General features: G+C 51.4%; 22 protein-coding genes. 12 read left to right on the top strand and 10 right to left on the bottom strand.

The annotated features are described in order from the left end of the window. Nucleotides 1-59 precede the first annotated feature (59 nt). Nucleotides 60-935, top strand: coding sequence for a 23S rRNA pseudouridine(2605) synthase RluB (gene rluB, locus BZK42_RS21510; protein WP_006684306.1), 876 nt, complete (start codon nucleotides 60-62; stop codon nucleotides 933-935). Between the two features lie 83 nt (nucleotides 936-1018). Here rluB and cobO read toward each other — a convergent pair whose 3' ends face one another. Together cobO and BZK42_RS21500 are read right to left on the bottom strand one after the other, a co-directional pair. Next, nucleotides 1019-1609 (bottom strand): cob(I)yrinic acid a,c-diamide adenosyltransferase, encoded by a 591-nt coding sequence (gene cobO, locus BZK42_RS21505; RefSeq protein ID WP_019076877.1) that lies wholly within the window; start codon nucleotides 1607-1609, stop codon nucleotides 1019-1021. Then, nucleotides 1606-2367 carry a YciK family oxidoreductase gene (locus BZK42_RS21500; RefSeq protein ID WP_080860085.1) on the bottom strand — a complete coding sequence of 254 codons (762 nt, stop codon included), beginning with the start codon at nucleotides 2365-2367 and terminating at the stop codon, nucleotides 1606-1608. The genes cobO and BZK42_RS21500 overlap by 4 nt, the downstream gene beginning before the upstream one ends. 210 nt (nucleotides 2368-2577) lie before the next feature. Between BZK42_RS21500 and sohB the strand changes: the two genes are divergently transcribed. Then, nucleotides 2578-3624: a protease SohB gene (sohB, locus tag BZK42_RS21495; RefSeq protein WP_016153253.1), complete on the top strand. Its 1047-nt coding sequence runs from the start codon at nucleotides 2578-2580 to the stop codon at nucleotides 3622-3624. Nucleotides 3625-3677: 53 nt separating this feature from the next. Here the strand turns inward: sohB and BZK42_RS21490 are convergent, their stop codons facing one another. Then, entirely contained in the window at nucleotides 3678-3929 is a 252-nt protein-coding gene (locus tag BZK42_RS21490; RefSeq protein WP_003020616.1) for a YciN family protein, read from the bottom strand. 397 nt (nucleotides 3930-4326) lie between these two features. Here BZK42_RS21490 and topA point away from each other — a divergent pair, with 397 nt between their 5' ends. The 5 genes from topA (at nucleotide 4327) to acnA (ending at nucleotide 11679) form a co-directional block, all read left to right on the top strand. Then, entirely contained in the window at nucleotides 4327-6924 is a 2598-nt protein-coding gene (topA, locus tag BZK42_RS21485) for a type I DNA topoisomerase (protein WP_016153252.1), read from the top strand. A 208-nt stretch (nucleotides 6925-7132) separates the two neighbouring features. Beyond that, nucleotides 7133-8107 carry an HTH-type transcriptional regulator CysB gene (cysB, locus tag BZK42_RS21480; RefSeq protein ID WP_016153251.1) on the top strand — a complete coding sequence of 325 codons (975 nt, stop codon included), beginning with the start codon at nucleotides 7133-7135 and terminating at the stop codon, nucleotides 8105-8107. Between the two features lie 293 nt (nucleotides 8108-8400). Then, nucleotides 8401-8562 carry a YmiA family putative membrane protein gene (locus BZK42_RS21475; protein WP_465251200.1) on the top strand — a complete coding sequence of 54 codons (162 nt, stop codon included), beginning with the start codon at nucleotides 8401-8403 and terminating at the stop codon, nucleotides 8560-8562. A gap of 3 nt (nucleotides 8563-8565) precedes the next feature. Further along, entirely contained in the window at nucleotides 8566-8736 is a 171-nt protein-coding gene (locus tag BZK42_RS28950) for a hypothetical protein (protein WP_169922383.1), read from the top strand. Nucleotides 8737-9003: 267 nt separating this feature from the next. Continuing rightward, complete coding sequence (gene acnA / locus BZK42_RS21470; protein WP_080860082.1) at nucleotides 9004-11679, top strand: aconitate hydratase AcnA; 2676 nt, start codon at nucleotides 9004-9006, stop codon at nucleotides 11677-11679. A gap of 50 nt (nucleotides 11680-11729) precedes the next feature. On the opposite strand, the gene ribA is transcribed toward acnA, so the two are convergent. After that, nucleotides 11730-12320, bottom strand: a complete 591-nt coding sequence (gene ribA, locus BZK42_RS21465; RefSeq protein ID WP_016153247.1) for a GTP cyclohydrolase II — start codon at nucleotides 12318-12320, stop codon at nucleotides 11730-11732. Between the two features lie 202 nt (nucleotides 12321-12522). On the opposite strand from ribA, the gene pgpB reads away from it, so the two are divergent. From pgpB to yciH, 5 genes are all read left to right on the top strand, one after another. Continuing rightward, a complete protein-coding gene (pgpB, locus tag BZK42_RS21460) occupies nucleotides 12523-13287 on the top strand; it encodes a phosphatidylglycerophosphatase B (protein WP_080860080.1) in 765 nt (254 codons plus the stop codon). 149 nt (nucleotides 13288-13436) lie between these two features. Continuing rightward, complete coding sequence (locus BZK42_RS21455) at nucleotides 13437-13745, top strand: LapA family protein (protein WP_006684318.1); 309 nt, start codon at nucleotides 13437-13439, stop codon at nucleotides 13743-13745. 6 nt (nucleotides 13746-13751) lie between these two features. Continuing rightward, entirely contained in the window at nucleotides 13752-14921 is a 1170-nt protein-coding gene (gene lapB / locus BZK42_RS21450; RefSeq protein WP_016153245.1) for a lipopolysaccharide assembly protein LapB, read from the top strand. Between the two features lie 189 nt (nucleotides 14922-15110). Then, nucleotides 15111-15848: an orotidine-5'-phosphate decarboxylase gene (pyrF, locus tag BZK42_RS21445; RefSeq protein WP_143329715.1), complete on the top strand. Its 738-nt coding sequence runs from the start codon at nucleotides 15111-15113 to the stop codon at nucleotides 15846-15848. Further along, nucleotides 15849-16175, top strand: a complete 327-nt coding sequence (gene yciH, locus BZK42_RS21440; protein WP_016153243.1) for a stress response translation initiation inhibitor YciH — start codon at nucleotides 15849-15851, stop codon at nucleotides 16173-16175. Between the two features lie 90 nt (nucleotides 16176-16265). On the opposite strand, the gene osmB is transcribed toward yciH, so the two are convergent. From osmB to BZK42_RS21400, 6 genes are all read right to left on the bottom strand, one after another. Continuing rightward, complete coding sequence (gene osmB / locus BZK42_RS21435) at nucleotides 16266-16484, bottom strand: osmotically-inducible lipoprotein OsmB (protein WP_003020583.1); 219 nt, start codon at nucleotides 16482-16484, stop codon at nucleotides 16266-16268. Between the two features lie 268 nt (nucleotides 16485-16752). Beyond that, nucleotides 16753-17505, bottom strand: coding sequence for a DNA-binding transcriptional regulator YciT (gene yciT, locus BZK42_RS21430; RefSeq protein WP_016153242.1), 753 nt, complete (start codon nucleotides 17503-17505; stop codon nucleotides 16753-16755). Nucleotides 17506-17599: 94 nt separating this feature from the next. After that, entirely contained in the window at nucleotides 17600-17782 is a 183-nt protein-coding gene (locus BZK42_RS21425; protein WP_016153241.1) for a YciZ family protein, read from the bottom strand. Between the two features lie 182 nt (nucleotides 17783-17964). Next, nucleotides 17965-19956: a cyclic di-GMP phosphodiesterase gene (gene pdeR, locus BZK42_RS21415; protein ID WP_047358151.1), complete on the bottom strand. Its 1992-nt coding sequence runs from the start codon at nucleotides 19954-19956 to the stop codon at nucleotides 17965-17967. A 265-nt stretch (nucleotides 19957-20221) separates the two neighbouring features. Then, nucleotides 20222-22156: an exoribonuclease II gene (locus BZK42_RS21405; protein WP_080860075.1), complete on the bottom strand. Its 1935-nt coding sequence runs from the start codon at nucleotides 22154-22156 to the stop codon at nucleotides 20222-20224. An 89-nt stretch (nucleotides 22157-22245) separates the two neighbouring features. Beyond that, nucleotides 22246-23391, bottom strand: a complete 1146-nt coding sequence (locus tag BZK42_RS21400; RefSeq protein WP_080860073.1) for a carboxymuconolactone decarboxylase family protein — start codon at nucleotides 23389-23391, stop codon at nucleotides 22246-22248. Nucleotides 23392-23479 lie beyond the last annotated feature (88 nt).

Genomic DNA, 23479 nt, shown 5'->3' with positions numbered 1-23479 from the left:
ACTGGCGCCGTTGATTCTCCTGTTCGACGCCTGTGAAGGCGACATCTAAAGGAAGCTCTATGAGCGAAAAGTTACAAAAAGTGCTGGCGCGCGCTGGCCACGGTTCTCGCCGTGAAATTGAATCCATAATTGCCGCGGGTCGCGTGAGCGTTGATGGCAAAATTGCCACGCTCGGCGATCGCGTTGAAGTTACGCCGGGTCTGAAAATCCGTATCGACGGTCATCTGATTTCGGTGAAAGAATCTGCGGAGCAAATCTGCCGTGTTCTGGCTTATTACAAGCCAGAAGGTGAACTGTGTACCCGTAACGACCCGGAAGGTCGTCCGACCGTGTTTGATCGTCTGCCAAAACTGCGCGATGCGCGCTGGATTGCCGTGGGACGTCTGGACGTGAATACCTGTGGTTTACTGCTGTTTACCACCGATGGCGAACTGGCGAACCGTCTGATGCACCCAAGCCGCGAAGTTGAACGTGAATATGCGGTGCGTGTGTTTGGTCAGGTTGATGACGCAAAACTGCGCGATCTGAGTCGTGGCGTGCAGCTGGAAGATGGTCCGGCCGCATTTAAAACGATCAAGTTCAGCGGCGGTGAAGGGATCAACCAGTGGTATAACGTCACGTTGACCGAAGGGCGTAACCGTGAAGTCCGTCGCCTGTGGGAAGCCGTGGGCGTGCAGGTAAGCCGTCTTATCCGTGTACGTTACGGTGATATCCCGCTACCGAAAGGCCTGCCGCGTGGCGGCTGGACGGAACTTGACCTCGCGCAGACCAACTATTTGCGTGAACTGGTGGAACTGAAGCCGGAAACCACCTCTAAAGTTGCCGTCGAGAAAGATCGTCGCCGTATGAAGGCAAACCAGATCCGCCGTGCGGTGAAGCGCCACTCTCAGGTTGGCGGCAGCCGTCGTCCGGGCGGTCGCAGCAACAACGGTTAATCATGAGTAGGCCTGTTAAGCAACGCGCCATCAGGCGTTAGCGTGGAGCCGGATGCGGCGTAAGCGCCTTATCCGGCCTACTGTCAGTAATCGATCCCCATCTGGGCTTTTACGCCCGCTTCAAAGGCGTGCTTAACCGGCCGCAGTTCGCTGACCGTATCCGCTAACTCCAGAATATCGCGATGACATCCACGACCGGTGATAATAACCGTTTGATGGGCAGGGCGCGCGTTTAGGGCATTGATGACCTCGTCGAGTGGCAGATAGTCGTATGCAACCATGTAGGTCAGCTCGTCCAGTATCACCATATCCAGCTCTGCGTCGGCCAGCATCCGCTTGCCGTGTTCCCATACGGCCATGCAGGCTGCGGTGTCGGACTCGCGGTTCTGCGTTTCCCAGGTAAATCCTGTCGCCATGACCTGAAACTCAACGCCGTGGGGTTCGAGTAAGTTTCGTTCACCGTTTGGCCACGTCCCCTTAATAAATTGCACTACGCCGACTTTTTTACCGTGGCCTACTGCGCGCGTGGCGGTACCGAACGCGGCGGTGGTTTTACCCTTACCATTTCCGGTGAACACAATAATAATCCCGCGCTCGTCTTTGGCGGCGGCAACACGGGCGTCAACCCGGTCTTTTACGCGCTGCTGGCGCTGCTGATAGCGTTCTTCACTCATTGGGCGATTCCTGGTTTACGGCCCGGCTGGGCATCGAAAGTCATACCGGTTTTACGGCGGCTGTCATCGCCCATCAGCCACAGGTAGAGCGGCATAATATCGGCGGGGGTTTTCAATTTTTGCGGATCTTCTGTCGGGAACGCGCTGGCTCGCATGCCGGTACGCGTTCCACCAGGATTGATACAGTTTACGCGCAGGTGGCGGTTCTGATATTCATCAGCCAGAACCTGCATCATTCCTTCGGTAGCAAATTTGGAGGTGGCGTATGCCCCCCAGTTGGCGCGCCCCTGGCGACCGACGCTGGAGGAGGTAAAGACCAGCGATCCGGCATCGGATTTGAGCAACAACGGCAGCAATGCCTGAGTCAGCATAAAGGTGGCGTTCACGTTTACCTGCATCACGTCCTGCCATACCTGCGGGTTTTGCTCGCTCATCTGGCAAATGTCACCGAGCAATCCGGCATTATGCAGTACGCCATCCAGACGCGGGAAATGCGCGGCAATGCGCTGTGCGAGCTGGTGGCATTCGTCAGACGTACAGGTGAGCAGATCCAGCGTGAACCAGTGTGGTTGCGTACCTTTTTCTTCGGTGATGGAGCGGGCAACCTGACGCAGTTTTTCTTCGTTACGCCCTAACAGAATCACGGTCGCGCCATAACGCGCGTAGGTCTGTGCGGCTTCACGCCCGATACCATCGCTGGCACCGGTGACCAGAATAATGCGGTCCTGTAGAAGATCTTGTTTCGGTTGATAATGCACGGCTACTCCTCGGCGACGTCCTGGCCATCTCGTTCGCGATAACTTTTGGGCTTTATGCCTTAAACCCTGTTCTTTTTCAATCAGCCAAAGGCAATAACACCGCAAAATGAACGCGTTGTCATGCTTTTTACTGAATGGATGAAGCAAGACGGGTTAACAAGGCTGTTGTACACTGAGCGAAAGTAGCGTTGTTTAACCAAGGTGGGTCACGTGGAATTGTTGTCTGAATATGGGTTGTTTTTGGCAAAAATTGTCACTGTCGTGGTGGCTATTGCGGTGGTAGTTATGCTGATCGTAAACGCGACACAACGCAAACGTCAGCGTGGGGAATTGCGGGTTATTAATCTCAGCGATCAATATAAAGAGATGAAAGAAGACCTGTCGCTGGCCTTATTGGATGGGCATCAGCAAAAATTCTGGCATAAGGCGCAGAAAAAGAAACACAAGCTTGAGGCGAAGGCCGCTAAGGCAAAAGCGAAACTGGGAGACAGTACGTCATCTGATAAACCACGGGTATGGGTACTTGATTTTAAAGGCAGTATGGATGCCCATGAGGTCAGCGCATTACGCGAAGAGGTGACGGCAGTGCTGGCGGTCGTTAAACCCCAGGATCAGGTCGTGGTTCGTCTGGAAAGTCCGGGCGGCGTAGTACACGGCTATGGCCTGGCCGCGTCCCAGTTACAACGTCTGCGCGATAAGCAGATCCCGCTGACCGTTACGGTAGATAAAGTCGCTGCGAGCGGCGGATATATGATGGCTTGCGTGGCGGATAAAATTGTCTCGGCGCCGTTTGCTATTGTCGGCTCTATTGGCGTTGTGGCACAGATCCCGAACTTTCACCGCTTCCTGAAAGGGAAAGATATTGATATCGAACTGCACACCGCCGGACAGTACAAGCGTACGCTGACCTTACTTGGTGAAAACACGGAAGAAGGGCGGCAGAAATTCCGCGAAGACCTGAATGAAACGCATCATCTGTTTAAAGATTTTGTACAGCGCATGCGTCCGGCTCTGGACATTGAACAGGTTGCCACGGGTGAACACTGGTTTGGTCAACAGGCGCTGGCCAACGGGCTGGTGGATGAGATCAATACCAGCGATGAGGTGATCCTCGGGCTGATGGACGGTCGTGACGTATTAAACGTACGTTATCTGCAGCGTAAAAAACTGATGGACCGTTTTACCGGCAGTGCTGCCGAGAGCGCCGATCGTTTACTGATGCGCTGGTGGCAGCGGGGGCAAAAACCGCTGATGTAAAATTGTAATTGCCGGATGAGGCGCAGCCGTCATCCGGCAAATCATTTCTCGTGTTAATCGATCAAGTGATACTTTTCAGAAAGTACGTGCGCCAGATGTTTAAACATATTAAACACCGCCGTACTTTTGGGCGTCGGTAGCCCTTGCTCGTCTAAAAAGTAATCTCCGCTGAAAACCAGCACGCCATTTCGCTGCGTTACGCCGGTGGCGACAATCCCCGCCAGCGTGTCCTCATGCTCACGAATGATTTTGTTGGCTTCAATCAGCAGTGTTTCGCGATCGATGGGTTGAGTGTCTTTATGCATTATTTACTCCTTAAACAAGGACATTAGTCTACGCCGAGCCCGGCTTATGGGCAAATATTCCCTGACTTAAATGAAGGTCTTACGACAGTGTTGCAAGTGGCGAGATTTGTTTTTGCATGCTAATAAAGTTGCGTAACGCATTTTATCAGGTACAGTGTGACGCTTTCGTCAATCTGGCAACAGATTTGCTTGACATTCGACCAATACTCCGTCGTGCTATAGCGTTTGTGAGCGAAAAAGCCTGTTAACTCAGTTACATGAGAGTTACATTACAATCGCGAATCAGTTTAAGGGTTGATATCCGCCGACGCAGAGACCATATCGATGTCTCGTCGCCAGTGGAAGGTGAATCAACGTGCGACGCATTCTGGAAGAATCAAATTAGGTAAAGGTGAATATGGGTAAAGCTCTTGTCATCGTTGAGTCCCCGGCAAAAGCCAAAACGATCAACAAGTATCTGGGTAATGACTACGTGGTGAAATCCAGCGTCGGTCATATCCGTGATTTGCCGACCAGTGGCTCAGCAACTAAAAAGAGCGCCGACTCAACCTCCACCAAAACGGCTAAAAAGCCCAAAAAGGATGAACGTGGCGCTCTCGTCAATCGTATGGGTGTTGACCCGTGGCACAACTGGGATGCGCGCTATGAAGTGCTGCCCGGGAAAGAAAAAGTTGTTTCTGAACTGAAGCAACTGGCTGAAAAAGCCGACCACATCTATCTCGCAACCGACCTTGACCGCGAAGGGGAAGCCATTGCGTGGCACCTGCGGGAAGTGATCGGCGGCGACGACACCCGCTACAGTCGCGTGGTGTTTAACGAAATTACCAAAAACGCTATTCGTCAGGCGTTTGAAAAGCCGGGCGAGCTGAACATCGACCGCGTCAATGCGCAACAGGCGCGCCGCTTTATGGACCGTGTTGTGGGCTATATGGTGTCGCCGCTGCTGTGGAAAAAAATTGCGCGAGGCCTGTCAGCAGGCCGCGTACAGTCGGTTGCCGTGCGTCTGGTGGTTGAGCGTGAACGCGAAATCAAAGCATTCGTTCCTGAAGAGTTCTGGGAAATTGATGCTAACACGACGACGCCAGGCGGTGACGCGTTACCGCTTGAGGTGACGCATCAGAATGATAAACCGTTCCGTCCGGTCAACCGGGAACAAACGCTTGCCGCCGTTAGCCTGTTGGAAAAAGCGCGCTACAGCGTTCTGGAACGCGAAGATAAGCCGACCAGCAGCAAGCCGGGTGCGCCGTTCATCACCTCCACGCTACAGCAGGCCGCCAGCACGCGTCTGGGCTTCGGAGTGAAGAAAACCATGATGATGGCGCAGCGCTTGTATGAAGCGGGCTACATCACTTATATGCGTACTGACTCAACCAACCTGAGCCAGGATGCGGTGAACATGGTTCGCGATTACATCAGCGATAATTTCGGCAAAAAGTATCTGCCGGAGAGCGCGAACCAGTACGCCAGCAAAGAGAACTCGCAGGAAGCGCACGAAGCTATCCGTCCTTCCGATGTCGCCGTTCAGGCGGAATCGCTGAAAGATATGGAAGCCGATGCGCAAAAACTGTATCAGCTGATCTGGCGCCAGTTTGTTGCCTGTCAGATGACGCCTGCTAAATATGATTCCACCACGCTGACGGTGGGCGCGGGTGATTTCCGTCTGAAGGCGCGTGGTCGTATTCTGCGCTTCGATGGCTGGACGAAAGTGATGCCTGCGCTGCGTAAGGGCGATGAAGACCGCATTTTACCAGCGGTGGATAAAGGCGATACGTTGACGCTCATCGAACTGACACCTGCGCAACACTTTACCAAACCGCCTGCGCGCTTCAGTGAAGCTTCGCTGGTGAAAGAGCTTGAAAAACGTGGGATTGGTCGCCCATCCACATATGCGTCGATCATTTCTACGATTCAGGATCGCGGTTATGTTCGCGTTGAGAACCGTCGCTTCTACGCTGAAAAAATGGGTGAAATCGTCACCGATCGTCTGGAAGAAAACTTCCGCGAACTGATGAACTACGACTTTACCGCGCAGATGGAAGACAGTCTCGACCAGGTGGCAAATCACGAAGCCGAATGGAAGGGCGTACTCGACAACTTCTTCACTGATTTTACTCAGCAACTGGATAAAGCCGAGAAAGATCCTGAAGAGGGCGGTATGCGTCCGAACCAGATGGTGCTGACCAGCATTGATTGCCCAACCTGCGGACGTAAGATGGGTATTCGTACCGCCAGCACCGGCGTTTTCCTGGGTTGTTCTGGCTATGCGCTTTCCCCGAAAGAGCGTTGCAAAACCACCATTAACCTGGTGCCGGAAAACGAAGTGCTGAACGTGCTGGAAGGCGACGATGCGGAAACCAACGCTTTGCGCGCCAAACGTCGCTGCCAGAAGTGCGGCACGGCGATGGACAGCTACCTTATCGATCCTAAGCGCAAGCTGCATGTATGTGGTAATAACCCTACCTGCGACGGCTATGAGATCGAAGAAGGCGAATTCCGCATCAAGGGTTATGACGGTCCTATTGTTGAGTGCGAGAAATGTGGCTCTGAAATGCACCTGAAAATGGGACGTTTCGGCAAGTACATGGCGTGTACCAACGACGAGTGCAAAAATACCCGTAAGATCCTGCGTAACGGTGAAGTTGCTCCACCGAAAGAGGATCCGGTTCCGTTGCCGGAACTGCCGTGTGAAAAATCTGATGCGTATTTCGTGTTACGTGATGGCGCTGCAGGGATCTTCCTGGCGGCAAATACGTTCCCGAAATCACGTGAGACACGTGCGCCGCTGGTTGAAGAGTTGTACCGCTTCCGCGATCGTCTGCCGGAAAAACTGCGCTATCTGGCAGATGCGCCGCAGACTGACCCGGACGGCAACAAGTCGATGGTTCGTTTCAGCCGTAAAACCAAGCAGCAATACGTTGCTGCGGAGAAAGACGGTAAGGCGACCGGCTGGTCCGCGTTCTTCGTTGACGGTAAATGGGTAGAAGGGAAGAAATAACAGCATTCCGGCTGAATTTCTCCTCAAAGGGTCGCGTAAGCGGCCCTTTTTGTTTCTGGCGTATTATTTTTTGTCATCCCTATACAGCTCACATAGAAATGATATAGTGGTTATAGTTAACATACTTTTTATTATTAAATCGTATTAGCAGCGCCAACGAGCCTGCTCTGAAACGATGATTTGATGGCGCAAATCGGGATGGCTTAACATGAAATTACAGCAGCTTCGCTACATTGTTGAGGTGGTGAACCACAACCTTAATGTCTCCTCAACGGCGGAAGGGCTTTATACCTCGCAGCCAGGTATCAGTAAGCAAGTTCGTATGCTGGAAGATGAACTTGGCATCCAGATTTTTGCCCGTAGCGGTAAGCACCTGACCCAGGTTACGCCAGCGGGGCAGGAAGTCATTCGAATCGCGCGAGAAGTTTTGTCGAAGGTGGACGCCATTAAGTCCGTTGCTGGCGAACATACCTGGCCGGACAAAGGCTCATTGTATATCGCCACCACGCACACTCAGGCGCGTTACGCTTTGCCGAACGTCATTAAAGGCTTTATTGAGCGTTATCCTCGCGTCTCATTGCATATGCACCAGGGGTCGCCGACGCAAATCGCCGAAGCCGTCTCGAAAGGGAATGCAGATTTTGCTATCGCGACGGAAGCCCTGCACCTGTATGACGATCTGGTGATGCTGCCTTGCTACCACTGGAACCGTTCGATTGTCGTTACGCCGGACCATCCGTTGGCGGGCAAATCCGCCGTATCCATTGAAGAACTGGCGCAGTACCCGCTGGTGACCTACACGTTTGGATTTACCGGACGTTCGGAACTGGACACCGCGTTCAACCGTGCGGGTCTGGAGCCGCGTATAGTTTTTACCGCGACCGATGCCGATGTCATTAAGACCTATGTACGCCTGGGACTCGGCGTGGGGGTAATTGCCAGTATGGCGGTTGATCCTGTCTCCGACCCTGACCTGGTGCGCGTTGATGCCCATGATATCTTCAGCCATAGCACCACCAAGATTGGTTTTCGTCGCAGCACTTTTTTACGCAGTTACATGTATGATTTTATTCAACGTTTCGCGCCGCATCTGACGCGTGATGTGGTGGATACTGCGGTGGCGCTACGTTCCAACGACGATATTGAAGCCATGTTTAAAGATATTAAATTGCCTGAGAAATAATAACGGCTGATACCTCGTCGGTATCCTCAAACATAAAGCGATACCGACGGCAGAGTCTTAATCTATTCAATATTTTTCCTCTATATATTAACCATATATTGTTTATGGTAAACACTTGCTAAAGTAGTTTCAAATTAGTAAGGTCGCCAAAAATCCCTCTCAAATATTTATAACCGATCAAATAATTAATTTATTTATCAGGTCGAGTATGAAAATTATCTGGCTTTTTTTGACCTTTTTTATTAGGATTCCTCCTATCTGATGATTAATTGTACCGATTGTTTGGTGCTTAAATGATAAGTGATTTCGATAGTATGAGGTTAGCGATGCCTTCAGGAAACCAGCCAGCACGCCGGGATCCCGTCATGAAACGTAAAGCCTGGTTCGCTGTGTTTCTTGGCTCTGCCGTGTTCTGGATTATTGTCGCGCTCGTGGCCTGGAATGTGTGGGGGTAGGTCATGTCCACACTGGAACAACGCTCCACCGTGATGCCATCTCGGGATGACCATGAACAAGAGAGTCAACGCAGCTCAGAGAATAAGCCGAATATTCCAGCGACCTGGAAACTCTCTCCTGAACAACGGGCGTTTATCGATCTGTTTGCGGATGATGATGAACAGAAACAATAATTGATACGAATTTTATAATTATTATTAGTCTGTTGTCTTGTACTGCAAATATTTTATTCCGGGCAATCGTGATGAGCCATGCTTATCACCGTATTAACCTTGACCGCTTAAACCTTTCTCCTCGCCAGATACTTCAGTTGCCCCTTTTGTAGCCCTCCACTTTTATCAATTTGAGTTGTTATCAAAGCGTTACATTTTGTTTGTGTTATCTTTAATACTAACCCTGAGGAAAATCAGGGGATCCAACCCTGTCATTAAGGAGGAGCTATGTCGTCGACCCTACGAGAAGCCAGTAAGGACACATTGCAGGTTAAAGATAAAACCTACCGTTACTACAGTCTGCCGCTGGCCGCTAAATCACTGGGTGATATCACCCGTTTACCGAAATCGCTAAAAGTTTTGCTGGAAAACCTGCTTCGCTGGCAGGACGGTAATTCCGTTACCGAAGATGATATTCATGCGCTTGCGCATTGGCTGAAGACCTCTCATGCCGATCGAGAAATTGCCTATCGACCTGCTCGTGTTCTGATGCAGGATTTTACCGGCGTGCCGGCGGTGGTCGATCTCGCCGCCATGCGCGAAGCGGTGAAACGTCTGGGTGGGGATACGGCAAAAGTAAATCCGCTTTCGCCAGTGGATCTTGTCATTGATCACTCGGTAACGGTGGATCGTTTCGGTGATGATGATGCTTTCGAAGAAAACGTGCGCCTGGAAATGGAACGTAACCATGAACGTTATGTGTTCCTGAAATGGGGACAGCAGGCATTTAGTCGCTTCAGCGTTGTACCGCCGGGTACGGGGATTTGCCACCAGGTTAACCTTGAATATCTTGGCAAAGCTGTCTGGAGCGAGTTACAGGACGGTGAGTGGGTGGCTTATCCCGATACACTGGTCGGTACCGATTCCCATACCACGATGATTAATGGTCTCGGTGTGCTGGGCTGGGGCGTTGGAGGCATTGAAGCTGAAGCGGCAATGCTGGGTCAACCGGTCTCAATGCTGATCCCAGATGTTGTGGGCTTTAAACTGGTGGGTAAACTGCGGGAAGGTATCACTGCCACCGACCTGGTTCTGACCGTCACCCAGATGCTGCGTAAGCACGGTGTAGTCGGTAAATTCGTTGAATTCTACGGTGATGGGCTGGACACCTTACCTCTGGCCGATCGAGCAACCATTGCGAACATGGCACCGGAATACGGCGCAACCTGCGGTTTCTTCCCGATCGATGACATTACCCTTGAGTATATGCGTCTGAGCGGGCGCAGTGAGGAACAGGTTGAGTTGGTCAATGCCTATGCCAAAGTGCAGGGAATGTGGCGTAACCCAGGGGATGAACCTGTGTTTACCAGTTCGTTGGAGCTGGATATGGGCAGCGTAGAGGCAAGCCTTGCTGGACCGAAGCGTCCGCAGGATCGGGTGGCGCTGGCTGATGTGCCGAAAGCCTTTTCGGCGAGTAATGAACTTGAGGTGAATAGCTCGCTGAAAGACCGTCAGCCAGTGGACTATACCATGAGCGGTCAGCAGTATAAGCTGCCGGACGGCGCGGTGGTGATAGCCGCTATCACCTCTTGTACCAACACCTCAAACCCAAGCGTATTGATGGCGGCGGGGCTGCTGGCGAAAAAAGCCGTAACGCTTGGTTTGAAACGTCAGCCATGGGTGAAAGCCTCGTTGGCGCCAGGATCGAAGGTGGTTTCCGATTATCTGGCAAAGGCTGGGTTCACTCCGTACCTTGATGAGCTGGGATTTAATCTTGTGGGTTATGGCTGTACCACCTGTATTGGCAACTCTGGACCCTTACCCGATCCTATCGAAACCGCCATCAAAAAAGGCGATCTTACAGTTGGGGCAGTGCTTTCTGGAAACCGTAACTTTGAAGGTCGTATCCATCCGCTCGTGAAGACCAACTGGCTGGCATCTCCGCCGCTGGTGGTGGCCTACGCCCTGGCGGGGAATATGAATATCAACCTGACGAAAGATCCGTTAGGCCATGACAGAAAAGGCGATCCTGTTTATCTGAAAGATATTTGGCCGACAGCCAAGGAAATTGCCCGCGCCGTTGAGCAGGTCTCTACCGCCATGTTCCACAAAGAGTATGCTGAAGTCTTTGAAGGCACGCCAGAATGGAAAGCAATCCAGGTTGATCGCGCTGATACCTATGGCTGGCAGGCTGACTCGACCTATATCCGTTTGTCACCGTTCTTCGATGGTATGCAGGCTACGCCGGATCCGGTTCAGGACATTCACGGTGCGCGTATTCTGGCGATGCTCGGAGATTCTGTTACCACCGACCATATTTCTCCTGCCGGCAGTATTAAACCAGACAGTCCGGCGGGGCGTTATCTGCAAGGCCATGGCGTTGAGCGTAAAGATTTTAACTCCTACGGTTCACGACGCGGAAATCATGAAGTGATGATGCGTGGTACCTTTGCCAATATTCGTATTCGCAATGAGATGGTACCCGGCGTGGAAGGTGGCATGACGCGTCATTTGCCGGGAACCGAAGTGGTAGCTATTTATGATGCGGCCATGCAATATCAGCAGGAGAACGTGCCTCTGGCGGTGATTGCCGGGAAAGAGTATGGATCCGGCTCCAGCCGCGACTGGGCGGCGAAAGGCCCACGTTTGCTGGGCGTTCGCGTGGTTATCGCAGAGTCTTTTGAGCGAATTCACCGTTCTAACCTGATTGGCATGGGCATTTTACCGCTGGAATTCCCGCAGGGCGTCACGCGTAAAACGCTGGGATTAACCGGTGAGGAGGCGATCGATATTACGGACCTACAAAACATTAAACCGGGGGCGACAGTTCCGGTGAGTATGGTACGCGCAGATGGGCGTAAAGAGGTGATTCTATGCCGCTGTCGCATTGATACCGCGACGGAGCTAACGTATTACCAAAACGACGGCATTCTGCACTACGTGATTCGTAATATGTTGAATTAAAATGCAAAAAAGCCTGCGAGAGCAGGCTTTTTGATAGGCGGTGACAACGATTATTTGCCCAGCAAATGTCCCATCTTGGCGGCTTTGGTGTCCAGATAATGTTCATTTTTTGGATTACGGCCCACGATCAGCGGTACGCGTTCAACAATATTGATTCCCGCTTCGGTCAGGATTTCTACTTTTTTCGGGTTATTGGTCAGCAAACGTACCGCATCCACGCCCAGCAGCTTGAACATATCGGCACACAGCGTGAAATCGCGCTCGTCTGCCGCAAATCCCAACTGATGATTCGCTTCAACGGTATCATAACCCTGGTCCTGCAACGCGTAAGCGCGGATTTTGTTGAGCAGGCCAATGTTGCGTCCTTCCTGACGGTGATAAAGCAGAATGCCACGCCCTTCTTCAGCAATGTGGGTGAGGGCCGCTTCAAGCTGGAAACCGCAATCGCAACGCAGACTAAACAGCGCATCGCCGGTCAGACATTCGGAGTGGACGCGTGCCAGGACAGGTGTTTGGCCTGTGATATCGCCAAAAACCAGTGCGACATGATCGTGTCCGGTTGCCAGTTCTTCAAATCCCACCATCAGGAAATCACCCCAGGGGGTTGGCAGTTTGGCTTCTGCCACACGTTTAAGCTGCATGTAATTCTCCAGATTATGCTGGCACTTGTCGTGCCTTCGCCTGTCGGCTTCTGTTCTGTATTACACTATTTTGCCATAAGGCAACGACGTTCACCTAATCGCGACCACGGATTCGCTTTTGGAATGGCACAAAATTGTCAATTTTCCCGACGTGTGAATTTTTCAGTTATGATTGTGATACTTATCGACGAAAGGAGAGGCAATGCTGTCTATTGCAAAGCGCACCGCAGTGGGGACCGGACTGCTACTTATCATGCCGGTTGCCGTATGGGTATCAGGCTGGAGCTGGCAGCCGGGGCACAATGTCTGGTGGTTAAAGTCCTTGTACTGGGTAACGGAAACGGTGACGCAGCCGTGGGGAATTATCACTCACGTTGCGCTTTGTGCATGGTTTCTGTGGTGCTTGCGTTTTCGACTTAAAGCCGCGGTAATGCTGTTTGCTATTCTGGCAGCGGCGATTTTAGTGGGACAGGGCGTGAAGTCCTGGGTAAAAGATAGGGTGCAAGAACCGCGACCTTTTGTCGTGTGGCTGGAAAAAACGCACCATATTCCGGTTGATGAGTTCTACACTTTAAAACGTAAAGATCGTGGGCATTTAGTCAAAGAACAATTGGCCGAACAGCAGGATATTCCAACGTTTTTACGCAAGCACTGGCAAAAAGAAACGGGGTTTGCCTTTCCGTCCGGACATACGATGTTTGCCGCCAGTTGGGCTTTACTGGGCGTAGGGCTGTTATGGCCGCGCAGACGTATGCTGACGATTGTGTTTTTGCTGATCTGGGCGACCGGCGTGATGGGCAGCCGCTTGCTGTTAGGCATGCACTGGCCCCGTGATTTGGTGGTGGCAACGCTGATTTCGTGGCTGTTGGTGACGCTGGCAACCTGGCTTGCACAGCGGGTATGCGGACCATTAACCCCACCAGTGCAGGAGGAAAAAGAAATCGCGCAGCGAGAACAAGAAAGCTAGCGATGATTGATTTTTCAAATTTTGCCCTTAAATCAGAAAGTGGAAAGCGCTTTTCCGTTTCGCACTCGTTGTGAAAATGGTAATTTAAAGGGCTCAACGCGGTAAGTTGGACACGATTTATTCGCTCAAACCACATAACGGGAAGTAATGTGAAATATTTACTCATTTTCTTACTGGTGTTGGCGATTTTTGTTATTTCGGTGACATTGGGTGCGCAAAACGATCAACAGGTTACGTTTAATTACCTGCTGGCTCAGGGTGAGTATCGTATCTCTACGCTGCTTGCTGTATTGTTTGCCGCAGGGTTTGCGATTGGTTGGCTAATTTGCGGCCTTTTCTGGCTGAAGGTTCGTGTGTCTCTTGCGCGCGCCGAACGTAAAATCAAACGACTGGAAAACCAGCTTGCGCCTGCGACCGACGTTGCGGTATCTGCCGATTCGTCGGTTGTGAAGGAATAATTATTTATGTTGGAGTTGTTGTTTCTGCTTTTACCTGTAGCCGCTGCCTATGGGTGGTATATGGGTCGCAGAAGTGCGCAACAAACCAAGCAGGATGAAGCTAACCGCCTTTCTCGTGACTATGTCGCCGGGGTTAACTTCCTCCTGAGCAACCAACAAGATAAAGCGGTAGATCTGTTCCTTGATATGCTAAAAGAGGACACAGGCACCGTTGAGGCTCATCTCACCCTCGGAAACCTGTTCCGCTCTCGCGGTGAAGTCGATCGCGCAATCCGCATCCATCAAACGTTAATGGAAAGTGCCTCGCTGACCTACGAGCAGCGTTTGCTGGCCGTGCAACAGCTGGGGCGCGACTACATGGCCGCGGGACTGTACGACCGCGCGGAAGACATGTTCAATCAGCTTACCGATGAAACTGATTTTCGGGTTGGCGCATTACAGCAACTGTTGCAAATTTATCAGGCCACCAGCGAATGGCAAAAAGCCATTGATGTAGCAGAGCGTCTGGTAAAACTCGGCAAAGACAAACAGCGTAATGAGATAGCCCACTTCTACTGCGAACTGGCCTTACAGCAAATGGGTAGCGACGATATGGATCGCGCTATGACGCTGTTGAAAAAAGGCGCCGCGGCAGACAAAAACAGTGCACGGGTATCCATCATGATGGGTCGCGTGTACATGGAAAAAGGTGATTACGCGAAGGCGGTTGAAAGCCTGCAACGGGTCATTTCCCAGGATAAAGAGCTGGTCAGCGAAACGCTGGAAATGCTGCAAAGCTGCTACCAGCATCTGGGGAAAAACGATGAGTGGGCGGAGTTTTTACGTCGGGCCGTCGAGGAGAATACTGGTGCCGCCGCCGAACTGATGCTGGCGGATATTCTTGAGGCGCGTGAGGGGGCTGATACCGCTCAGGTCTATATCACTCGTCAGCTGCAACGTCATCCTACGATGCGCGTGTTCCACAAGCTGATGGATTATCATCTCCACGAAGCCGAAGAAGGGCGTGCCAAAGAGAGCCTGATGGTTCTGCGCGATATGGTCGGAGAGCAGGTACGCAGTAAACCGCGCTACCGCTGCCAGAAGTGCGGTTTTACGGCGTATACGCTGTACTGGCACTGTCCATCCTGCCGTTCATGGTCAACCATTAAGCCCATTCGCGGACTTGATGGGCTGTAATTTTTAAAAAAACCTCATTTTAGTTACAACATACTGTTGGTGTGTAATCGATCCATCCTCAACCTCCGTTGCCGGTTCGCCTGGCAGAAATGTAATCGCGCCTGTTAATTTTCTATTACCGCAGGTAGAATGCACGCCGTTTACCCATTTCGCGCCGCCGTGGGCGCCCATCCTCAAGAAGGTCTGGTCATGACGTTTACTGCTTCATCTTCTTCTCGTGCTGTTACCGATTCCCCTGTCGTTGTCGCTCTCGATTATCCTAATCGTGATAAAGCATTAGCTTTTGTTGACAGAATTGATCCTCGTGATTGCCGTTTGAAAGTGGGCAAAGAGATGTTCACGCTTTTTGGACCTCAGTTGGTTCGCGATCTACAACAGCGTGGTTTTGACATCTTTCTTGATTTGAAATTTCATGATATTCCCAATACCACCGCACATGCAGTTGCCGCTGCTGCCGAACTTGGCGTCTGGATGGTTAACGTTCACGCTTCTGGCGGGGCGCGTATGATGACTGCAGCCCGTGAAGCCTTAGTGCCTTTTGGCCAGGACGCGCCGCTACTGATTGCCGTGACGGTTCTGACCAGTATGGAAGCCAGCGACCTCGCCGATCTAGGCGTGACGTTGTCACCTGCGGATTATGCTGAAAGACTGGCGCGCTTAACCCAGAATTGTGGTCTGGATGGTGTCGTATGCTCAGCTCAGGAAGCGGTGCGATTCAAGCAGGCGTTGGGCCAGGCATTTAAGCTGGTGACACCGGGTATTCGTCCAGAAGGCAGCGAGGCGGGCGATCAGCGTCGTATTATGACACCGGAACAGGCGCAATTAGCAGGTGTGGATTACATGGTGATTGGTCGTCCGGTCACCCAGTCGGCCGATCCCGCGCAGACGCTGAAGATGATCAATGCTTCCCTGAAACGAGGTGCGTAAATGAACGACTCAAACTCTCGTCTGGTCTACTCTACCGACTCCGGGCGTATTGATGAACCGAAAACAGCGCCTGAGCGTCCAAAAGGCGATGGCATTGTTCGTATCCAGCGCCAGACCAGTGGTCGCAAAGGGAAGGGCGTGTGCCTGATTACCGGTATTGATCAAGACGATGCCGAACTGACCAAATTAGCCGCAGAACTGAAGAAAAAGTGTGGTTGCGGTGGAGCAGTGAAAGATGGCGTGATTGAAATTCAGGGGGATAAACGCGACCTGATTAAATCGCTGCTGGAAGCTAAAGGAATGAAAGTTAAACTAGCTGGCGGTTAATAAAAAAGCCACGGAAAATTTCCGTGGCTTTTTAATAATACAGACCTGAAAAAGTAAACGTATTATTATATCGAGCCGTTTAACCGTAGATTATTTACCCACCTGGTGGCCAATAATACCACCTACTGCAGCACCACCCAGCGTACCCAGCGTGCTACCGTCAGTCAGGACTGCACCACCTATTGCACCTGCACCAGCACCGATTGCGGTGTTACGATCTCGTTTGGACCAGTTAGAGCAGGCACTCAGCGACATTGCCAGAGTAATCGCCAGAATGGCAGCGGTCATTTTTTTGCTCGTTACTAACATAATACTTTCTCCTGAATTATTGATTCACGGAATCCAGTGTTCTTTAAGGATAGCGTCAAATTAAGACTATCGAAGATATTTCCGTGAAACCGTTTAGCGAAGTCATTACAAACACTATCCTGAAGTTGGAGGTTCGTTCCTGTTATATCGCTAACATTAATTTTACGACTTTATCCTGTTAACGACAGGTAAAAAGTCTTAATTGGATTGTCAGATAACTCTCAGAGAGCAGATGATTTGTCTGCTGACAAACCATCTACTGAAGATTTTATGCGTGGGCATCAATGATATTGACGATTAATCCTGAATGTTCGAGCTGCATTTGTACGCTGGCGCTGAGTCTGGAGTCCGTTACTACGCGGCTGAATCGCTCTAATGGACCCAGCGTGTAAGGGTGAATGGCGTCGAATTTTGAGCTGTCGGTCAACACAATAACTTCTGCGCCTTTTTCCAGCACCGCGTTAACCACGTCGGAACGCATCATATCGCGTCCGGTAAAACCGGTATCAGCCTGCCAGCCGTCAATGCCGATAAAGGCCTTACTGAAGTGTACCTGCTGGATAAACTGGCGAGTTAAGGGGCCGACCATGCTCTCACTTTTTTTCTGGTAAATTCCACCGAGAAGTATCACTTCACAGGGCGTTTCTTTGAGCAGATGAGCAATGTAGCTGCTCACGGTTATGATGGTGACATCTTTTTGCTCTGCCAGCGTTCTGGCCAGAAGTGCATTGCTGCTGCCATTCTCAATGAATACGGATTCGCCTGGACTGACCAGAGATGCAGCGAATTCAGCCAGTTCACGTTTCAGAGTGAAATTGGTCATCATGCGCGTTTCAACATCATCGCTGTTCAATGAAACAGCAAAACCGTGGGCTCGGCGTAAGTAACTCTGTTTTTCCAGCGTGTTCAGATCCTGTCGAATCGTCACTTCGGAGACACCGGTGACTTTTGCCAGATCGGCGACGCTCATCTGACCTTTATCGGTCACCATCTGCAAAATAGATTGTTGTCGGGAATTCATAGTATTAATTTTATTGCGATATCGTATCGGAAATTAAACGGAAACTGCATTATCTGCACTTGCTGATAGCAGCGACATCAAAAGATCACTGTCATCAGATCTCCCATGGCGCCTTCTGCTTTTTCGCCAAAGATTCGGCATCTTCTTTGACCGTGTTTAACAGTTCAGCTTTCAGAATTTCAAGATTGTGGATGGCTGAGTGGTAATCACCTGCAACGAGGATATCCAGCACAGTATCAATACGTTCGGCCAGACGCTGAGCGTCGATATCAGACATGGTCGTCATCCTAATGGCAATAGAGTTTGAATTTCATGATGCAGAATTTCATGGCAAAAGAGAAGGGAAAAATAGTATTAACCTGAACGATTGAAGAATATTATATATTCTGTGATTACATGCGGATAGCGTCGTCATGTAATGTCCATTTATGGCTATTCATCACCTTCATTCCCTCTGCATTAGCGCATTTTTTTACTCAGATGGCGGCGATACCAACGTTCAAATGCGGCGGCTGGCATTGGTTTGGCGAATAAAAACCCCTGACGTTCATTGACGCCATTTTTGGTCAGAAACGCATCCTCTTTCGCGCTTTCCACGCCTTCGGCGATGACCTGCAGGTTGAGCGCCTGTGCTACCGCAACTATGGCCCGTACCAGCGATTGTGAAATGGATTGTTTGTGGATCTCTCTGACAAAGGTCTGATCCAGTTTAATGGCATCTAGCGGGAAGCGGGCCAGTTGAGACAGCGACGAATAACCGGTACCAAAATCATCCAAATGGATTTGCGCTCCTAACTGGCTAAACTGCTGAATGACTGACAACGCCAGTTGCTCATTTTCTATCAAACTGCTTTCCGTTAATTCAACATCGATGGGGCAATACTCAAAGTTGAGCTCGTGAAGTACCTGCTTAAGTGCGGTAAACAGCGTCTGGTCGGCGAGCTGGCGGGCAGAAACGTTTACCGCCACGCGCAGGTTTATTCCCTTGTCGCGCCATTTCGCGACCTGGCGCACAACGTCGAGAATAACCCAACGCCCCAGCGGGACGATGAGCCCCGATTCTTCGGCGTAGGAGATAAACTCCAGCGGTGGAATGAGGCCGCGTTCCGGAGATTGCCAGCGAACCAGCGCCTCCAGGCTGCGCACTTCACCGCGCCAGGTTATCTTTGGCTGATAATGGATAACCAGTTGATCGTTATCCAGCGCCTTACGCAGATTAGTATCCAGCCACAGATATTCAAATACTCGCTGATTCATTTCCGGAGAAAAAACACAAAACTGCCCACGGCCACCTTCTTTCGCGGTGTACATGGCTGTATCCGCGTTACGAATGACGCTCTCGCAGTCCTGACCATGCTGAGGTGCGAGGGATATACCAATAGAGCATCCGGTATAGACTTCAATCAGACCGATGCGGAAGGGCTGGCGCAGGCGCGTCAGAATGCGTGATGCGGTGGCTTCCAGTGTGCCCTGGGATGTTTCGGTGGCAAGAACAATGAATTCATCGCCGCCAAACCGCGCCAGGATCTGGTTGTCTTCGAGGCAACTGAGGATTGCCAGCGACACGCTTTGTAGTAGCTGATCGCCAAACATATGCCCGTAGGCATCGTTTACCTTTTTGAAGTTATCCAGATCGAGGTACGCAATACCGACCTGCGTATCGCCCGCGTTCTCAATCGCATTGCTGATCAGTTCATGAATTGCGTTGCGGTTTGGTAATCCAGTGATGGAGTCGGTATTCGCCAACACCCGCAGTCGTTCCTGCGCGCGGCGTTCTTCAGTGATATCGGTCCCGGAACAGATCAGAAAAATTTCGTTCTTGCCGCTACCGTTATGCACAAATTTATTGCGAAACAGAAACAGACGCTGGCCTTTGCAGGTCTTGACCCAGCGTTCAACCTCATACGAGTTACCTTCGCGAAAAAAGACCTCAATATTGCGCCGTGAAGCCGCCGCTTCACGACGGCTCATAAATAATGTGAATACACTTTGACCAATGACTTCACGTTCTTTGAGGCCGGTGTACTCTTCGCACAGGCGATTAAACCGCTGAATGTTGCCCATGCGGTCAAGAATGACAATAACGGAATTGGCTTCGGAAACGACTTGTTCGGCAAAAGAGAGGCCGTGGGCCAGATCGCGGGCGACGGAAGGGGTGTCATCCCAGGCGGATGCGCTACCGGCCCATTCGCGCTTATTGATTTTTCGACCGACCAGATGCACGGGAATGTCGTCATCTTCAATGGGCAACGTCATTAACAGACTTGACGTGATCACCGTCATTTCGCGAATGCGATCGGCTTGTTCAGGTAATAATTCGATGGTCTGATCAGCTTCTGACGCTTCGTCGATAGAGAAATGCAGGATGTTGCAATCCTCTGACAAACGCCAGTAGGGGTTATGAGTGCCCACATAGCTATACAACGTAACCAGCTCCCGGACGTCTTTCATCATGTGTACTATCCCGTTTAAAGCGCATAGAGCCTCAAAAGTATGGGTAGCCATGATTCATTCGGGGTGATTATGGCTGAACGTATTGTTTTTTTTATATATTTATGTTTAATCCAGAATCCGTAAAAAGCAAAGCCAGCGGAACTGAAAAAAGTAAAAAAATAAAATTGACCGAATGAAAGAAGTGTAGTGCGGTGGTGGGAATTTGGGCGGGAAAAAGAAACGACCTTTCACAAAATGAGAAAGGTCGCTGGATTGATACGTGTTACGCGGCTGGACGCGCGATAACGCTGCGGGTTTCCATGCGAACTTCGGCGATGGTTACGTCAATCACATCCGTGACTTTGTAAACCACTTCACCTTTAATTTGCACCGTGCCGCTTTCCTGGCTGCATACCAGCTCGTCCCGAACGGCGTGCAGGAATGGGGCAGGAATAAATGCGACTGCGCCATTATTAACTAAACGTACGCGCATACCGCCACGGCTGACGTCAATTATCTCGGCCGCAAAGCGGGTATCGGTCCCGGCTTTGTCACTCAGGAAACGGGCGTATAACCAGTCGCCCACATCACGCTCAGCCATCCGGTTCAGGCGACGACGTTCCGCCATTTGCACCGTGGTATCATCCCCAGGGCGGGCGATGGTTTCACCTTTGATGACGGCCTTAAGCAGGCGGTGGTTAATCATATCGCCATATTTACGAATAGGAGAGGTCCAGGTGGCATAAGCCTCCAGACCCAGCCCAAAGTGCGGCCCTGGCTCGATACTGATTTCAGCGTAAGACTGGAAGCGGCGAATTCGGCTGTCGAGGAAACCAGAAGGCTGCGCATCCAGCTCGCGGCGCAGTTTGCAGAAACCTTCCAGCGTCAGGACTTCCTCGGCATCAACGTGCATACCATGGGTTTTTAGCAGCGCGGCCAGAGCGTCGGCGTTGGCCGGGTCGAATCCCATATGGACGTTATAAATACCGAAGCCGAGCTTGTCGCGAAGCACGCGGGCGGCGCAAATGTTTGCCGCAATCATGGATTCTTCCACGATACGGTTTGCGATGCGGCGTGGCTCAGCGACGATGTCCAGGACTTCACCTTTTTCACCAAGAACAAAACGGTAATCCGGGCGATCTTTAAATACCAGAGCATGATTATGACGCCATTCACCGCGGCTCAGGCAAATACGGTGTAGCAGACGGATTTGTTCAGCAATCGCGTCGTTTGCAGGCTGCCAGTCACCGGCATCTTCCAGCCAGTCGGAGACGTTGTCGTAGACCAGCTTCGCTTTCGACTCAATCGTCGCTGCGAAGAAGGTGATGTTGTCTTCAATCGCGCCATCCGCGGTGATGGTCATACGACAAGCCAGAACCGGACGCACTTCGTTCGCGCGTAAAGAGCACAGATCGTCAGACAACTCGCGTGGTAGCATCGGGATATTGAACCCCGGCAGATAGTTAGTAAACGCGCGAATTTTTGCCGTTTTATCCAGCTTGCTGCCTTCTGCAATCCAGGCCGTAGGGTCAGCAATGGCGACAGTTAATTGCAGTTTGCCGTCGGCCAGCTCTTCAGCATACAGCGCATCGTCCATATCTTCGGTGCTGGCGCTGTCGATGGTGACAAAGTTGAGGGCGGTTAAGTCCTGACGAACCAGACCTTCATCCAGCATCTCAGTTGCCACACCGTCCGGCGCTTCTTTTTCGAGATTATGACGTGCCAGCGTGACCCACCACGGGACAAAGTGGTCATCAGCAAAAGTGATAAATTGGGTTAATTCGGCATAGAAGGTGCGATCGCCTTTCAGCGGGTGGCGGCGCATTTCAGCGACGGCCCAGTCACCTTCTTTAAAATCGTGCTCAACGCCGCGGGCGGCACGACAAGGGATCGCTTCTTTCAGTAACGGATGATCCGGCACAATGGACAGACGATCATTTTTGCCCTGAACTTTACCCACGAAGCGCGTCAGGAAGGGTTCGATCAGTTCTTCCGGCTCGGCAGATTCACGATCTTTTTCTGTATGGATAACCGCAACAATGCGGTCGCCATGCATCACTTTTTTCATCTGCGGCGGTGGAATGAAATAGCTTTTTTGTGCATCGACTTCCAGGAAGCCAAAGCCTTTTTCCGTGGCTTTTACCACCCCTTCAGCACGTGGCGTCTGGGAATGCAGTTGCTGTTTAAGCTGCGCTAGCAGCGGGTTGTCCTGAAGCATAATTGTCTATTTTCGTGGCTAAAAGAGCGGCTGACAGTTTTACGCGATTCTCTCAGTTGCGGCAAGCGCTCTTTCAGTAAGTGGATCGGTTAATAAGTCTCGCCCAGCGCGATTTTCAAGCGATTCAACCATCCGCACAATCCGCTCCAGGCCAGCAGGTTAATCGCTTGTTCAGAAGAGATGCCCTGATCGAACAAAGGGGTTAACAGCGCGGCGCTAAAACGGTCGGGCGCTCGGGTTAGCCATTGTACCGCCTGCAGGGTGACGCGCTCAACCGGATGTCGCTGTTCCCAACGCTGTAATTCACGTTCCTCCTGGCGAAGCAGGGCGATAACGTTGGTTAATTCATTGGCTGTATGTGCCTGTTCATTAAAGCAGGCCACGCTGCCGTTAATCCGTGACGTCATTAGCGCCGCCAGTGAAAATGCCCGCACCGGCACAGCGCTGCGCCGGGTACTGGAAATCAGTGTCGTGAATAAATCTAAAATGACCGGTGAATGAATCAGTAATGGCACCAACGCTTGCAGCTCATCGGGAAAATGTCTGGCCGTCGTCTCGTCCTGAGCAGGATATTTTTCGATTGGGAATGGCGCAGCGTGCCAGGTAGCGTTTGTTGCACTAAATGGCGAAGCGTGAGCGAATTGCTGTATATCCAGCCCCGGTATTCGGCGTACCGGATGTCCAAACCAGGCCTGAAACAGGGCCACGGTCCGGGCCTGAAAACCGACGAAGCCGATGATCTGATTCATCAAAATACTATCGCTGGTAGTCAGCCCGACCGCATCCAGATGCTGGCGATCGCGTGCGCCTATCACGTCAGGAGAGCTGGCAAGTTGGCGAGCATATTGGGTGATTTGCGCCAGCCGATGGTTACTTTCCCGTGACGAGTCAGGACCAGGAAGCGGTGTTAACCGCGCGGCATAGTGATTGCACAATCGCTGGACGCCATACACCTGAGCGACGGTTAGCGCCGTACTCATCCGCTCATAGGCGCTGAATGTGTGCATCTGATTCAGGTTTACGTGAACCGGGAAGAGAACCTGGGCAAGTTTACGGGCAGGGGTTAACCAGGATTGAAAAGGCAAAAGGGCGTCATCAGGTATCGCCAGATCCAGTAAAAAGCAGTCGTCGACATGAGCGGCTTCCGGCACCAGCGGCAGAATATCTTGCGGATGCTTGCTGGATTGCGTCTCATGATACCAGTGGCTTTTGCCTTCAATTCGGCGTTGTTCCATGGGCGGTCCTTGGTCTAAAAAGTGGCGACCCGGACACGTCGTCTACTACTACGCCGGATCGTTTGCGCTGCAATATCCTGACGTAAGC

The organism is Citrobacter braakii (genome assembly GCF_002075345.1).
Taxonomy (GTDB): Bacteria; Pseudomonadota; Gammaproteobacteria; order Enterobacterales; family Enterobacteriaceae; genus Citrobacter; species Citrobacter braakii.
This window is presented reverse-complemented; position numbering and strand designations above follow the sequence as displayed.